Origin of the sequence: Mycolicibacterium alvei, assembly GCF_010727325.1 — a bacterium.
GTDB classification, from domain to species: Bacteria; Actinomycetota; Actinomycetes; order Mycobacteriales; family Mycobacteriaceae; genus Mycobacterium; species Mycobacterium alvei.
On the sequence record NZ_AP022565.1, the window covers coordinates 670,083 to 683,706 of the forward strand.

Here is a 13,624-nt window from a genome sequence, read left to right on the forward strand (position 1 = left end):
TCACACCGCATCCCAGGTCCAATTGGAGATCGCCGGGTCGTCCTCGCCGTGCTCGCGGGTGTACCTGCGGGCGGCCAACCGGGCATCGACCATGTCCTGCCGCAGCCCGGCAGCCCTGATCGCCAGGCCGTCGACCCGGTCGATCACGTCCATGACCAGGTGGAACCGGTCGAGGTCGTTGAGCATCACCATGTCGAAGGGCGTCGTCGTCGTACCGCGCTCTTTGAACCCGCGGACGTGGAGTTGGTCGTGGTTGGCGTGCCGGTAGGTCAGCCGGTGTATCAGCCACGGGTAGCCGTGATAGGCAAAGATGATCGGCTTGTCCGTGGTGAAGATCGAGTCGAACTCGCGATCGGGCAATCCGTGCGGATGTTCGGACTCGGGTTGCAGGCGCATGATGTCGACGACGTTGACGACCCGGACCGACAGGTCGGGAAGTTTGCGCCGCAGAATGTCGGCGGCGGCCAGGGTCTCCAGGGTCGGGATGTCGCCGGCGCAGGCCAACACCACGTCGGGCTCGCCGGTGGCATTGCCCGCCCACTCCCAGATCCCCAGCCCGCGCGTGCAGTGCGCGACGGCCTCCTCCATCGTCAGGTACGTCAACGCCGGTTGCTTGCCTGCCACGATGACGTTCACGTATTGGCGGCTGCGCAGGCAGTGGTCGGCCACCGAGAGCAGGGTGTTGGCATCCGGCGGCAGGTAGACGCGCACCACCTCGGGACGTTTGTTGGCGACGTGGTCGATGAAGCCCGGATCCTGGTGCGACGCGCCGTTGTGGTCCTGGCGCCACACATGCGAGGTCAGCAGATAGTTCAGCGATGCGATCGGCCGGCGCCACGGTAGCTGCGAACTGCTGAACAGCCACTTGACGTGCTGATTGAGCATGGAATCGACGATGTGAACGAAGGCCTCGTAGCAGTTGAAGAGCCCGTGCCGCCCGGTCAGGAGGTAGCCCTCCAACCAGCCCTGGCACAGGTGTTCGGACAGCACTTCCATCACCCTGCCGTCCGGCGCCAGGTTCTCGTCGACGGGCAGCGTCTCGCCCTGCCATGCCTTGTCGGTCTTCTCGAACACCGCGGCCAGGCGGTTGGAGGCGGTCTCGTCGGGACCCATCAGCCGGAACCGATCCGGATTACCGGCGATGACATCACGCAGGAACGTGCCGAGCACCCGGGTGGCTTCCGCGGTTTCGGCACCGGGGCGCTGCACGGTGACCGCGTAGTCGGTGAAGTCCGGCAGGTCGAGGTCACGCAGTAGTAGCCCACCGTTGGCGTGCGTGTTGGCGCTCATCCGCCGGGTGCCCGTCGGAGCGAGTGCGCGCAGATCGGGACGCAATGCCCCGGTGGCGTCGAAGAGTTCCTCGGGCCGGTAGCTGCGCAGCCAGGTCTCGAGCTGGGCCAGGTGCGACGGGTTGGTCCGGGTCTCCGACAGCGGCACCTGGTGGGAGCGCCACGTGCCCTCGACCAGTTTGCCGTCCACCTCGTGCGGGCCGGTCCAGCCCTTGGGGGTGCGCAGGATGATCATCGGCCACAGCGGACGGACGGACTCGCCGTCGGTACGGGCCGCCCGCTGGATCGCCGTGATCTGGTCGAACGCCTCGTCCATCGCCGCGGCCAACTGCTGGTGCACGTCGGCCGGGTCGTCCCCGGCCACTCCGGCTGATTCGTCGCTCGCGACGGTGATGGGCCGATAGCCGTAGCCGTAGAACAGGGATTCGAGCTCTTCTTGCGGAATGCGGGACAGCACTGTGGGATTGGCGATCTTGTAGCCGTTGAGATGCAGGATCGGCAGCACTGCCCCGTCGACGACGGGGTTGAGGAACTTGTTCGAATGCCAGCTGGCGGCCAGCGGTCCGGTCTCGGCCTCGCCGTCGCCGATCACGCAGGCCACCACCAGATCCGGATTGTCGAACGCGGCCCCGTAGGCGTGCACCAGGGCGTATCCGAGTTCACCGCCCTCGTGGATGGAGCCGGGTGTCTCGGCGGCCACGTGGCTGGGGATCCCGCCGGGAAACGAGAACTGGCGGAACAGTTTCCGCAGACCGTCGGTGTCCGGCCCGATTGCGGAGTAGACCTCGCTGTAGGTGCCTTCCAGGTAGGCGTTGGCCACCAGACCCGGACCGCCGTGGCCTGGTCCGGTCACGTAGATGAGGTTCGCATCGCGTTCGCGGATGATCCGGTTGAGGTGGGCGTAGAGCAGGTTCAGCCCCGGGGTGGTGCCCCAGTGACCCAGCAGTCGCGGCTTGACGTGTTCGGCGGCCAGCGGCTCGTCGAGCAGCGGATTATCCAGGAGATAGATCTGACCGACGGACAGGTAGTTCGCCGCCCGCCAGTAGGCGTTGAGCCGCTCGAGTTCTGTGTCGGTCAGTGCCGGTGATCCAGTCGCGTCGCTCATATCCTCATAGTGGCCGGTGTCGGTGAATGGTGTCTGCGATCCGGGTACCCGGATTCGTTCCGGTCAACCAACGCGACGCGAAATCACGCCGCCTCGCGTCGGCTAGGTTCGTGGGCATGACCCTCCCCAGGACTCTCGACCCACGCACCCCGGTACTGATCGGCTACGGCCAGGTCAACCTGCGTGAGGAGAATCCGGACGTCGAGCCGGTCGATCTGATGATTGCGGCCGCTCGGGAGGCCGCCGATCCGCGGGTACTGGAGGTTGTCGACTCGGTACGCATCGTGAACCTGCTGTCCTGGCATTACCGCGATCCGGGTTTGCTTTTGGCGCAGCGCATCCGGGCTGACAAGGCAGCGACACGCTATACCGGGGTGGGTGGCAACGTCCCGCAGTCGTTGGTGAACGAGGCCTGCCTGGATCTGCAGGGGGGACGGGCCGAGGTAGTGCTGATCGCGGGCGCCGAGACGTGGCGCACCCGCAGTCGCCTGCGCGCCGCCGGGACCAAACCGGACTGGACGCGTCAGGACGAATCCGTGCCGGAGGCACCGGGTGCGCATGACGGTGTGCCGATGGCCGGTGAGGCCGAGATGCGGATCAAGCTGGACCGTCCGGCCTACGTGTACCCGATGTTCGAACAGGCACTGCGCATCGCGGGCGGCGAGACCAGTGAGGAACACCGCAGCCGGATCGGCGAGCTGTGGTCACGGTTCAGCGCGGTAGCGGCCGACAATCCGCATGCCTGGAGCCAGGAGGCGGTGCCCGCCGAGCAGATCTGGAAGCCGGGTCCGGGCAACCGGATGATCAGTTGGCCCTACACCAAGTTGATGAACTCCAACAACATGGTCAACCAGGGTGCGGTGTTGATCCTGACCACCGTCGAGAAAGCCACGTATCTCCAGATTCCCACCGACCGTTGGGTTTTCCCGTACGCGGGGACGGATTCGCACGATACCTACGCGATCGGCGAGCGGGCCGAGCTCTACCGGTCACCGGCGATCCGGATCGCCGGACGGCGCGTTCTGGAACTGGCCGGGGTGGGCGTCGACGACGTCGATTTCGTTGACGTGTACTCGTGCTTCCCGTCGGCGGTCCAGGTGGCGGCGGCCGAACTCGGTCTGCCACTGGCAGATCCGGCCCGACCGCTGACGGTCACCGGTGGGCTGACCTTCGCCGGCGGGCCGTGGAACAACTACGTGTCCCATTCGATCGCCACCATGGCCGAGATACTCGTGGCCAATCCCGGGACCCGCGGGTTGATCACCGCCAACGGCGGTTATCTCACCAAGCACAGCTTCGGCATCTACGGCACCGAACCCCCGACCCACGAATTCCGTTGGCAGGACGTTCAGTCCGAGGTAGATGCCGAGCCCACCCGGGCACTGCAGGTGGACTTCACCGGCACCGGCACGGTGGAATCGTGGACCACCCCGGTCGGCCGCGACGGCACCGCGGAGCGCGCCTTCCTGGCGGTGCGGACCCCTGACGACGGACGCACGCTGGCCCGGATCGTCGACGAGTCCCAGGCGGTGGCGACCATGACCCAGGACATCGCCGGGGCCACGGTGCAGGTTCACGCCGACGGCAGCGCGACCCTGCTCTGAGCGGCCAGGGCGAGCACTTCGTCAGTGGTCGGCGGGCTGGGCGGATGGTGTGACAGACACCAGGGCGTCTGGATCTTGTGAAAGGCGTTGCCTTCCAGCGCAAGATAGAACTGTCCTGAGCGCAGCTTGCTGATGTCGGGTACGTGGCCACCCTTGACCCGGGCCATCTCCCGGGCCACCGCGATCTGGGCGGGGGAGTTCAGCAGACCGTAGAACTGCGTGGTGGCATTGCCCGGGATGTGGTTGTGCAGACCGCGCGGGGACTGCGTGGCGAACACGAGTCCGAGCCCGTACTTTCGGGCCTGCGAGGACAGCGCCAGGGTGCTGTGGGTACAGGCGGTCGTGTGGCTGGACGGTGCGAAGTTCTGTGCCTCGTCCATCACCAGCAACCCCCCCAACGGCCGGTCCCCGGCCGGGTTCCGCTTGATCCAGGCGAACAGCGCCATCTGCAACTGGTTGACGAATCCTTCGCGCTGTTGGTCGCTGGTCAGACCGGCCATGCTGATCACCGACACCCGCGCCCGGTAGCCCGGCGACGGTGTCAGCAACACCCCTGGGTCGGCGGCGGTCCCGGTACCACCGAACAGCGGATCGTTGACGGTCGCCGCGCGCAGGTTCTGGGCCAGCTCGGCGGCGAGCTTCTGCGCCCCGCCCAACGCGCTGACGTCGGCGGGCAGATTGTCGAGCAGGTCGATGAAGCCGCCCAGGGATACCGAGGGGCCGGCACCGTAGAACCGCAGCGCCTCGCGCAGCACCGCACGGGACCGCTCGGCCTTGGCGGTGTTGCCGGCGATCAGGGCGCGGGATTCCAGTGCGGCGACGGCGGATTCGACGGCGTCGGAGAACTCGTCGTCGTCATCGATGACACTGGCGAAATCGGGGAGCGGCTGGAAGGACAACGGGCGACCCGTCGACCGGCGCGGTGTCCACACCACCACTTCGGCGTTGTCGAAATACGCGTCGGCGCGTTCGTCGTCGGCCGGGTTCCATCCCGGCGGATTCTCGGGCCAACGGGCGCCGAGCCGGGACAGGTCGTTGTTCGGGTCCAGCACGATCGACGAGACGCCCCGCAGCGCGCACTCCTCGATCAGCCGCCGGATCAGCACGGTCTTGCCTGACCCGGAGCCGGCGAAGATCGCGGTGTGTTTGCGCAGTGCGGCCAGATCGACCGAGACCGGGCGCCCGCCGGGGCTTTCGGTGCCCAGGGTCACCGCGGTGGGTGAGTGCTCGATCACCGGTACCGGCGGCGGAATACGAATCGGCCCGGTCGCGAGTTCGGCCTCCACGTCGATCTGGGCCGGGGGCGGCGGATCACCTGCAACCTCCCCGAGGGCGGCACGCAGCCAGCCGATCCCGTGGGCCGGGCGGAGGCGGCGCAGCCACTCGGGCAGGTCGGGGTCATTGTCGTCGATGAGGTCGCGCAGCGCCGTCATCGTGCGCACGTCATCCTCGTTCATCGGCAGCACCCGGCCACCGGCCGCCTCGAACTCGGCGACCATCACGGCGGTTTTGGCACCCTTGGGCCACGCGGTGTTTCGCAGCAGGAACAGCTGGCGCCGGTCTGCATTGAAACCCGTTGCTTCCCAAGCCTTTCTGATTCGGTTCTGCACCGCCACGGCATTACCGGATGCGATGGCGCGAAACGCCCAGTGCCGTTCGTCGTCGGTGGCGGCATCGAGGGTCTGGCGTAGCCGCCCGTGCAGCACCACCCGTTGGCCCGGGAGCGGATCGGGGCGAAACGCCTGCCCGGCCTCGCCGAGTTCGGTGATCCACGCGTCCAGCGCTGCAGACAGCAGGCCGGGCATGGTGGTGTCCTCGCCGTCGGGATCGAGCGCGGCAACTGTCACCGCGCGACGCCGGTACTCGGCGAAACGGCGGTCCAGTTCGCCCGTGTCTCCGGGTGCGCTGTTGCCCCCGGCAGGTTGCGGGGTATCCACCTCGGCGGTCAGTTGGGACAGTTCTTCGACGGTGTCGCGTTCCAGGCAGCGCCGGACATGGGTGTCGACCCGTTTGAGCAGCTGGCGCGGTGTGTACTGGGTGGCCTCGTCGAACGCCGAGGGGAGGATCGGCCAGCTCGCGTACGGCGCGGTGAACCCGGTCGAGGCGTAGCTGGCGGTGAATCGGCGTTCCAGGATGGCGCGACCGACGTCGGGGGTCGGCAGGCCCTGCAACAGTGCGGTGGTGCGGAACCTGTCCTGCACGGTGGCGGTGGCCCGGTCTTGGATCGCCTCCCACGCTGCGGGCAGACAGGCCACCACGCCGACGGTTCGGCGCATGGTCTGCCGGATCGACATCAGGCCGTGTGCGATGTGCTCGAGGTCGGTGTTGCCTGGCTGGGCGCCGGCGGTGTCGGTGCGCTCGGTGGACTGGGCCAGCAGCGTGTCGATCTGGTCGAGCGCGAGAACCGAGGGCCCGGCCAGGGCGATCAGCCGAGAGATGTCACGGACCGATTCCTGCGCGGTGAGCGTCGGCGCGGGCAGTCCCCAGGCTTCCCGTTCGCCGCTGCCGGTCAGGAACGCCTCGCCGATGTCCTGCAGCTCGAGATCACCGGAGCCCAACAGGACGAGCGCGCGCAGGGTGTGGTGCGCGCGTTTGACGGTGTGGCGGTGGACCTTGTGCAGTGCGTTGACGAAGTCGCTGAGAATCTCGGGCGTCAGGTCGTCGTCACCGATCACCGCGCGGCGATTGGCCCGGGAGATGTGGGCGACCGAGGACAGCTCCCACAGCAGGTCTTTGAGTTGGGTCTCGCGCTCGCTGCCGGGCCGGCCCAGGCTTTCCAGGATGCCGGCGCGGGCGGACTGCCAGAAGCCGGTCGCATCGAGCAGTTCGACCAGGAAGAAGTAACCGCCGCCGGTTTGCACCTGCTCGCGGACCTGACCGAGGAGGTGGGTCTTACCTGATCCGGCCGGGCCGCGGACCACCACGCCCAACGGGCTGGAGTCGGTTTCGCGTTCGGCATCGCCGAAGGCCGCGATCACATCGGCCATCGGCCGGTCGTGCAGCCCGCGCACGTGCAGCGCGCCCTGCGAATGCCACAGATCGTCGGCGGTCGGCGCCCAGGTCAGGCGAAGCGCACTGAGCGCTTCGCGGTGCTGTAACTCCATCAGGACTCGATCGCGATCAGGTGCTTGTCCTGATTGCCTATCTCCACCGCGGCTTCGCGGTCGGCGGGGGTGAGCACCTTCTGGTTCTCCTCGGGGATCAGGCTGACGCCGGGCTGCTGGTAGAGGCTGATCAGCGCGGCGTCGACGGTGGGTCGGGGCAGACCGGGGACGGCCTGGCGTAGGTGCAGCAGACTGACCCACCCGCCGGGCCGGGTGGACAGCCCGGCGTAGGCGGTGCGCAACTGGACTTCGGGGGTTTGGCCGGAAACGTCGTCGCACGGCACGTCAGCCGGCAGGAAGACATCGGCGGGAACAAGGTCGGCGTGTTCGAAATAGCGGTGCAGCGCACCCAGCAGCGTGTAGAGGGCCTTGCCCTGTCCGGCGGACCGGGGCGGTGCGTCAGCCCCGAACAGGGTCCGGCACAGCGCCCACCCCGTGTCGGTGAGTTCGTGGACGAGGGGGCGGGTGCCGGTGGACTCGATCAGACCCAACCGGTTGAGTCGGTCCCGTCTGGGTTTGTCGAGCTTGGGCCCCAGCCGTGCGAGCTCGGCGTTGGGTACGGGGCGGGACTCGGCCATCAGTACCAGCAGGATCGCCTGCTCGGCGCCGGTCAGCTCGTCGGGCGTGACATTCACCGGATGCTCACCTTCCTGCCGTCGTGGATGTGGCGCGCGGTCGGGGCGATACCGGCACGTGTCTCATGCACGTTAGCGCGTACCCCCGACCGCGCGAGAATGTCGTTGTGCCGCAGGGTTTTCGCCCGTGCGGCCGATGTGGGACCCGCAGCTACCCGACGGACAGCGGCTGCGCTGGATCGGCGATGCGTTCCGGATCGACCGGCGCCGCCGACCGGATCAGCGCTTTGACGTCGTCAAGGACGTCCCACACGTTGACGTTCATGCCCGCCAGAACTCGGTTGTCGGCGTCGAGCCAGAACGCGACGAATTCACGCCCAGCAACGTCGCCGCGGAAAACGACGCGCCGATATTCGGGGGCATGGCCGACGTACTCCATGCCGAGGCCGTACTGATCGGTGAAGAAATAGGGCAGTTCGGCATATTCGGCATGCTTGCCCAGCATCCCCGCCGCCGCCACCGCGGGCTGTTTGAGCGCGTTGGCCCAGTGTTCGGTGCGGATCCGCGTCCCGAAGAAAGGATGCTGCGCGGCGGCGATGTCGCCGACGGCGTAGATGTCGGGGTCGCTGCTGCGCAACGATGCGTCGACGAGCACCCCGCCTTCGGCGATGGCCAACCCGGCGTTTTCGGCGAGTCCGATGTTCGGTGCGGCACCCACGGCGACCAGCACCGCGTCGGCGGTGACGGTCGAGCCGTCGCCGAGTCGTAGCCCGGTGGCGGTGCCATTCTCGGTGGTGATCTCCTGCACCGACTGGTCCAGGCGCAGGTCGACCCCGTGCTCACGGTGTAGTTGGGCGAACACCTCACCCACCTCGGCGCCCAGCGCGGCCAGCAGCGGCAGGTGTGCGGCCTCGATGACGGTGACATTCACGTCGCGGCCGCGCGCCCCGGCGGCGACCTCCAGCCCGATCCAGCCACCGCCCACGATCGCCAGCGTCGAACCCGGGGTCAGTGCCGCGCTCAGGGCCGCGGCGTCGTCGAACGTCCGCAGATAGTGCACCCCCGCGGCGTCGGATCCCGGAATCGGTGGCCGGCGGGAGGCGGACCCGGTGGCCAGCAGCAGCTTGTCGTAGCCGACGGTGGTGCCGTCGGGTAGTGCCAGCGTGTGCGCGGCGGCGTCGACGGCGGTGACCTCGGTGCCCAGCCGCAGGTCGATGTTGTGGTCGCGGTACCAGGCTGCCGGATCGACGGTGAAGTCGTCGAGTTTCTTCTTGCCGGCCAGGTACTCCTTGGACAGCGGCGGACGCTCGTAGGGTAGGTGGTCCTCGGCGGCGAACAGCACGACATGGCCATCAAAGTCGTTGTCCCGCAGTGCTTCAGCTGCCTTGGCACCGGCCAGGCCACCGCCGACGATCGCAATTGTGGACGACGTTGTCATGTCGATTCAGCCTACTCGCTTGAGCGGCCGTACACCTGTGATCGCTAGGGGACGTCGGTGTACTGCAGGGTGTAGCCCTCGTCGGAGAAGGTGAAGCCTCGGCCCGTCACCTCCCGCACGCAGGACACCCCGGACTGCTCCTGGACGTTGCAGCGGAATCCCGCGACCGCGAGTGCCTTGCCGAACGGCAGCACGACCGCGGCCGATTGGGCGAAATCCGGTTGTGTCAGGTTGGCGAAATGCGCGTCGGTATCCCGGTCGAGGACCAGGGCATTCGGTTCTGCGGTACCGCCGGTCGCATCGGGCACGGTCTCGGGGGCGCCCGTCACGTTCATCGTCGAGGTGCCACCCGCCGGTTGGCACCCGGCACGGTCGCGGGGCAGGATCGCACACTGCCAGCGCCCGCTCGGGGTGCTGAAGTAATAGGCCTTGCGACCGTTGACCTCGATCGCGTAGTCGGCGGCATCGACCAGGTGTGCGGTACTGAACTGGGGTGGCGGTGTGGTGCTGCTCGTGGGTGGCGGCCCGGCGCCATCGTCGGTGTTGACGACGGTTCCTGACGCACATCCGGTGAGCGCAGCGGCGGCGGCGACTACGACGAGGCAAGCCTTCACGACGCAAGACCCTAACCAACCGTCGCGGAAACCGGAACGGTAGCGTCGTCTTTCTGTGACCCCCGACCCGCGCCCGGCAGATGTCCGGGTCACCTCGGCCCTGCTGGCCGCCGGTGTGGTGGCCGGCCTGGTGCTCACCGCGGTTTCGTACACCCTGACGTTCACCCGACCTGGCTTCGACCCGGCCCGTCACGCCAATTCAATGCTGGCACTGGGGGATTGGGGCTGGGTTCAGTCGGTCGACTTCGTGGTGTGCGGCTTGCTGCTGATCGCGTTCGGGGCCGGGGTCTGGCGGGTGGCCGCCGGCATCAGGTCGGGCCGCATCGCGGCGGTGTGTGTGGCGCTCTATGGCCTGCTGGCCGGTGTCGTGGCGGGGCTGAACCCGACCGATCCGGGGTCCGGGTTCCCGCCGGGTTCTCGCAGCGTCGGCGAGCCCAGTACCTCGGCGACGGTTCATGGCGTGGCAGGCGGACTGGGCTTCCTGGCCATGACCTGCGGATGTTTCGAGTTGGCAAGGTATTTCGCACGCAGCGGCGATCGGGTGTGGGCGGTGATGTCGGCAACGATCGGGGTCGCGGTCCTGACCGTCCTCTCCTACATGGCTTCCGCGCAGACCGAGACGTTCGACTATGTGCCGACCTGGGTGGTCGGAACGTTGCTGTGGCTGTATGTCGCAGGTGTGGCGGCGCGGCTGCTGCGCTCACATCGCAACGCACACGTCGGCGCCCAGTAGCAGCACCGGCCACAGCAGCGTCACCTGGCCGAAGGCCACCAGATTGGCGCCGGCCGGAAATTTGGTCAGCAGGCTCGTCTCGATCAGCTGCACCTGTTCGGGATGGAAGAACGTCCAGACCAGTCCGATCACCAGGTAGGGCAGGGCCAGCCACATCAGGGTCTCGAGCATCTGCTCGACGCTGACCCGGTGGCCCAGAATCCGGCGAATCCCGTTCATCAGATCAGCGCCTTGTCGGAGGCCATCCGCCGGCGCACATCGGCCAGCAGCAGGTAACTGCCGCCCTGGCGGATGAACACCGGCAGGAACCGGTTGCCGAAAGCCACGGCCCGAAACAGCCATTCGAACAGTCGCTGCCGGCCCGGGCCCCAACCGAAGCCGACGGCATCCCGGAACACCGGCGCCAGAAACCCGGTGGTGAGGAACTTCAGCAGCGGCCGGAACGGTATCCGCAGCAGCGGGTTGATCATCCGCAGGTCCACCAGGTCGTGCAGATACCGCCTGACGACGTCGTCCATCTGGACCCGCCCGCACGCGGTGTCCCAGTACGTGTCGAAATCGGACCGCGTGGGCGGCCACTGCTGCTCGCTGACCTGCAGGGTGGTGCCCAGTGTGATGGCAGACCGGTAAAACTGCTCGGCCTGCGCGTCGGTCATCTGGCCACGCAGCAGTTGGTACACATCCTCGAGTCCGGCGAACAGACACGCCGCTACCCACATCTGCAGATCGCGGTCGAAGGCGTTGTACTGGACGGGACTTGCCGGCCCGGACCGGACCTGCCGGTGAGCCACGTCGACGGCCGAGCGGAACGCCGCCCGATCCTCGGCGTTGCCGAGGATCGCCACCGCCAGGTAGCTCAAGGTGGTGCGGGCGCGTTTCCACGGATGCTTGAGCAGATTGCCCGAATCCACGGTGCTCTCCACGACGCCGTAGCCGACGCCCGGCGCGGACAGTTGCATGATCACGTTGGCCGCACCTGCGGCGAACCCCCAGAGGTCCATGGCATCGGCGATGGTGACGTCGTCGTCGGACCAGCGCGAGGTGCGCCGGGTGATCGAGATCCGGTTGGCGGTGGTGGAATTCATCTGCAGCCCCCCCGTCAACTCATGCACACGTTGGTGAACAGCAGGGCCGGCCAGGAGACGATGGAGCCCAGGAAGGACACCGCAGCATCGGCGCCGTGCATTCCGGCCAGGTGGCTGGTGTGGGTGAGCGACCAGATCAGGCCGATCAGCAGATAGGGGACCGCGAGGATGATGGCGGTTCCTATCCACTCGGCAATGGTCATCTGGAAGCCGAGAATCTTGCGTACTGCGGTCAACATGTGTTGTGCGCCCCCGTCGTTGTCAGGCGGGCTCTATGTTAATGGTGATTCTGATCGGCGTCCCGAAAACTACTTGGGTGGCAGGCTCTTGGCGTAGTCGACACCGCGGGCGACCCACGGTTGGAGCTGGCGTTTGGTCTTGATGCCGGGACCCGCGACGCGTAACCAGCCCCGCATTTCCCGGCCGCCCATCACCATGGGTTCGACGTGGTCGCGCTGGAGCAGCTTGTCGGCGTCGTCCCGGGATAGGCGCACCATCAGGCCACCGTCGCGGGACGCTGCGACGGCCAGGTGCCCGTTGACCAGGAACGCCAGCCCGCCGAACATGCGCTTCTCGTCGACGCCGTTTTCGGACGCCGTCAACTCGCGGATGCGGTCGGCCAGGTCCGGGTCGAAGGTCAATCGGACCCCTTCGACTCAAGATCTGCGTAAAAGGCGGCTTCGCGGGCCAGGTGTTCGGGGCGACGCCGCAGCACCAACCAAGCGATACCCAGCACCAGGAACCACGCCGGCGTCACCAGTTCAGCCTGCAGGGTGTCTTCCTTCTGGGTGAACGCCCACAGTAGGAAGGCGAAGAAGGCCAGGACGACGTAGCACATGAAGACACCGCCGGGCATCTTGAACTTCGATGCCTCGTGCAGTTCCGGCCGGCGCCTGCGGTACACGAGGTAGCTGACCAGAATGATCGTCCAGACGAAGATGAAGCACAGCGACGAGATGGTGGTGATCAAGGTGAAGGCCGCGACGATCGAGTCGCCCGCGACCACCATGACCACACCCGACAGGAGGAACACCCCGGACAGGAACAAGGCGTTGGCAGGCACGCGCCGGGATGTGAGCCGGCCGAACAGGCTGGGTGCGTCACCTTCGGTGGCCAGGCCGTACACCATCCGGGAGGTCGAATAGATGCCGGAGTTGGCCGACGATGTCGCCGAGGTGAGCACCACGAAGTTGACCACCGACGCGGCAACTCCCAGGCCCGCGAGGCTGAACATCGCCACGAACGGGCTCAGGTTGGCGTCGATCTCGCGCCACGGGGTGACCGCGACGATGATGGTCAGGGCCGCGACATAGAAGAGCATGACGCGGACCGGGATCGAGTTGATCGCCTTGGGGAGGTTGCGTTCGGGATCCTTTGCCTCGGCCGCGGTGGTGCCGACGAGCTCGATTCCGACGAATGCGAAGGTTGCGATCTGGAATCCGGCGACGAAACCCATTGGGCCGGTGGGGAAGAAGCCACCGTCATTCCACAGATTGGCGAAGGACGCCTGGGCCCCGGTGGGGGCGGTGAAGCTGGTGAAGATCATGACCAGACCGATGACGATCAACGTCACGATCGCGATGATCTTGATCAAGGCGAACCAGAACTCGGTCTCGCCGAAGGCCCGCACGGTCGGCAGGTTCAATCCGATCAGCACCACGACCGTGGCGAGCGCCGGTATCCACAGCGGTAGGTCCGGCCACCAGAAGGCCACGTATCCGGCGATCACCACCACGTCGGCGACGCCCGTGACGATCCAGCAGAACCAGTACGTCCAGCCGGTGAAGAACCCCGCCCACGGGCCGAGCAGGTCGGCCGCGAAGTCGGCGAACGACTTGTAGTGCAGGTTGGACAGCAGCAGCTCGCCCATCGCCCGCATGACGAAGAAGAGCATGAAGCCGATGATCATGTAGACGAACAGCACCGACGGTCCGGCCAGCGAGATGGTCTTGCCCGAACCCATGAACAGGCCCGTGCCGATCGCGCCGCCGATCGCGATCAGCTGGATATGCCGGTTGGAGAGCTGGCGGGAGAGGTGTCGTTCGTCGGTGGCTGCGTCTGACGTCACACCGTGAAG

General features: G+C 67.2%; 12 protein-coding genes. 2 read left to right on the forward strand and 10 right to left on the reverse strand.

The features are described 5' to 3' along the window. Positions 1-2,394: a phosphoketolase family protein gene (locus G6N44_RS03125; protein ID WP_163661038.1), complete on the reverse strand. Its 2,394-nt coding sequence runs from the start codon at positions 2,392-2,394 to the stop codon at positions 1-3. A gap of 116 nt (positions 2,395-2,510) precedes the next feature. Between G6N44_RS03125 and G6N44_RS03130 the strand changes: the two genes are divergently transcribed. Next, the gene (locus G6N44_RS03130; RefSeq protein WP_163661040.1) at positions 2,511-3,998 is read left to right on the forward strand and encodes an acetyl-CoA acetyltransferase; all 1,488 of its coding nucleotides are present in this window, start codon (positions 2,511-2,513) and stop codon (positions 3,996-3,998) included. On the opposite strand, the gene G6N44_RS03135 is transcribed toward G6N44_RS03130, so the two are convergent. The 4 genes from G6N44_RS03135 to G6N44_RS03150 all read right to left on the reverse strand — a co-directional run bounded on the left by G6N44_RS03135 (position 3,968) and on the right by G6N44_RS03150 (position 9,729). After that, entirely contained in the window at positions 3,968-7,102 is a 3,135-nt protein-coding gene (locus tag G6N44_RS03135; RefSeq protein WP_163661042.1) for a helicase HerA domain-containing protein, read from the reverse strand. The two genes, G6N44_RS03130 and G6N44_RS03135, sit on opposite strands and share 31 nt — an antisense overlap. Next, positions 7,102-7,737, reverse strand: a complete 636-nt coding sequence (locus tag G6N44_RS03140) for a hypothetical protein (protein WP_163661044.1) — start codon at positions 7,735-7,737, stop codon at positions 7,102-7,104. The genes G6N44_RS03135 and G6N44_RS03140 overlap by 1 nt, the downstream gene beginning before the upstream one ends. A 151-nt stretch (positions 7,738-7,888) precedes the next feature. Then, a complete protein-coding gene (locus tag G6N44_RS03145; protein ID WP_163661045.1) occupies positions 7,889-9,115 on the reverse strand; it encodes an NAD(P)/FAD-dependent oxidoreductase in 1,227 nt (408 codons plus the stop codon). A 44-nt stretch (positions 9,116-9,159) separates the two neighbouring features. Beyond that, on the reverse strand, positions 9,160-9,729 hold the full coding sequence (locus G6N44_RS03150) for a hypothetical protein (RefSeq protein WP_163661047.1): 570 nt from the start codon (positions 9,727-9,729) through the stop codon (positions 9,160-9,162). 55 nt (positions 9,730-9,784) lie between these two features. Between G6N44_RS03150 and G6N44_RS03155 the strand changes: the two genes are divergently transcribed. Then, positions 9,785-10,462: a DUF998 domain-containing protein gene (locus tag G6N44_RS03155; protein WP_163661049.1), complete on the forward strand. Its 678-nt coding sequence runs from the start codon at positions 9,785-9,787 to the stop codon at positions 10,460-10,462. On the opposite strand, the gene G6N44_RS03160 is transcribed toward G6N44_RS03155, so the two are convergent. The 5 genes from G6N44_RS03160 to cycA all read right to left on the reverse strand — a co-directional run bounded on the left by G6N44_RS03160 (position 10,430) and on the right by cycA (position 13,615). Beyond that, entirely contained in the window at positions 10,430-10,681 is a 252-nt protein-coding gene (locus G6N44_RS03160) for a hypothetical protein (protein WP_163661051.1), read from the reverse strand. The genes G6N44_RS03155 and G6N44_RS03160 overlap by 33 nt on opposite strands. Then, positions 10,681-11,547 carry an oxygenase MpaB family protein gene (locus tag G6N44_RS03165; protein WP_163661053.1) on the reverse strand — a complete coding sequence of 289 codons (867 nt, stop codon included), beginning with the start codon at positions 11,545-11,547 and terminating at the stop codon, positions 10,681-10,683. Before G6N44_RS03165 ends, G6N44_RS03160 begins: the two co-directional genes overlap by 1 nt. A 14-nt stretch (positions 11,548-11,561) precedes the next feature. Next, positions 11,562-11,786, reverse strand: a complete 225-nt coding sequence (locus G6N44_RS03170) for a hypothetical protein (RefSeq protein WP_163661055.1) — start codon at positions 11,784-11,786, stop codon at positions 11,562-11,564. 69 nt (positions 11,787-11,855) lie between these two features. Further along, positions 11,856-12,188, reverse strand: a complete 333-nt coding sequence (locus G6N44_RS03175; protein WP_163661057.1) for a TfoX/Sxy family protein — start codon at positions 12,186-12,188, stop codon at positions 11,856-11,858. Beyond that, positions 12,185-13,615 carry a D-serine/D-alanine/glycine transporter gene (gene cycA, locus G6N44_RS03180; RefSeq protein WP_163661059.1) on the reverse strand — a complete coding sequence of 477 codons (1,431 nt, stop codon included), beginning with the start codon at positions 13,613-13,615 and terminating at the stop codon, positions 12,185-12,187. Before cycA ends, G6N44_RS03175 begins: the two co-directional genes overlap by 4 nt. Between the last annotated feature and the right edge of the window lie 9 nt (positions 13,616-13,624).

Coding starts and splice junctions, on each gene's coding strand:
- G6N44_RS03160 (WP_163661051.1), bottom strand. CDS start 10,681: ATGAACGGGATTCGCCGGATTCTGGGCCACCGGGTCAGCGTCGAGCAG.
- G6N44_RS03125 (WP_163661038.1), bottom strand. CDS start 2,394: ATGAGCGACGCGACTGGATCACCGGCACTGACCGACACAGAACTCGAG.
- G6N44_RS03145 (WP_163661045.1), bottom strand. CDS start 9,115: ATGACAACGTCGTCCACAATTGCGATCGTCGGCGGTGGCCTGGCCGGT.
- G6N44_RS03170 (WP_163661055.1), bottom strand. CDS start 11,786: ATGTTGACCGCAGTACGCAAGATTCTCGGCTTCCAGATGACCATTGCC.
- G6N44_RS03130 (WP_163661040.1), top strand. CDS start 2,511: ATGACCCTCCCCAGGACTCTCGACCCACGCACCCCGGTACTGATCGGC.
- G6N44_RS03135 (WP_163661042.1), bottom strand. CDS start 7,102: ATGGAGTTACAGCACCGCGAAGCGCTCAGTGCGCTTCGCCTGACCTGG.
- G6N44_RS03165 (WP_163661053.1), bottom strand. CDS start 11,547: ATGAATTCCACCACCGCCAACCGGATCTCGATCACCCGGCGCACCTCG.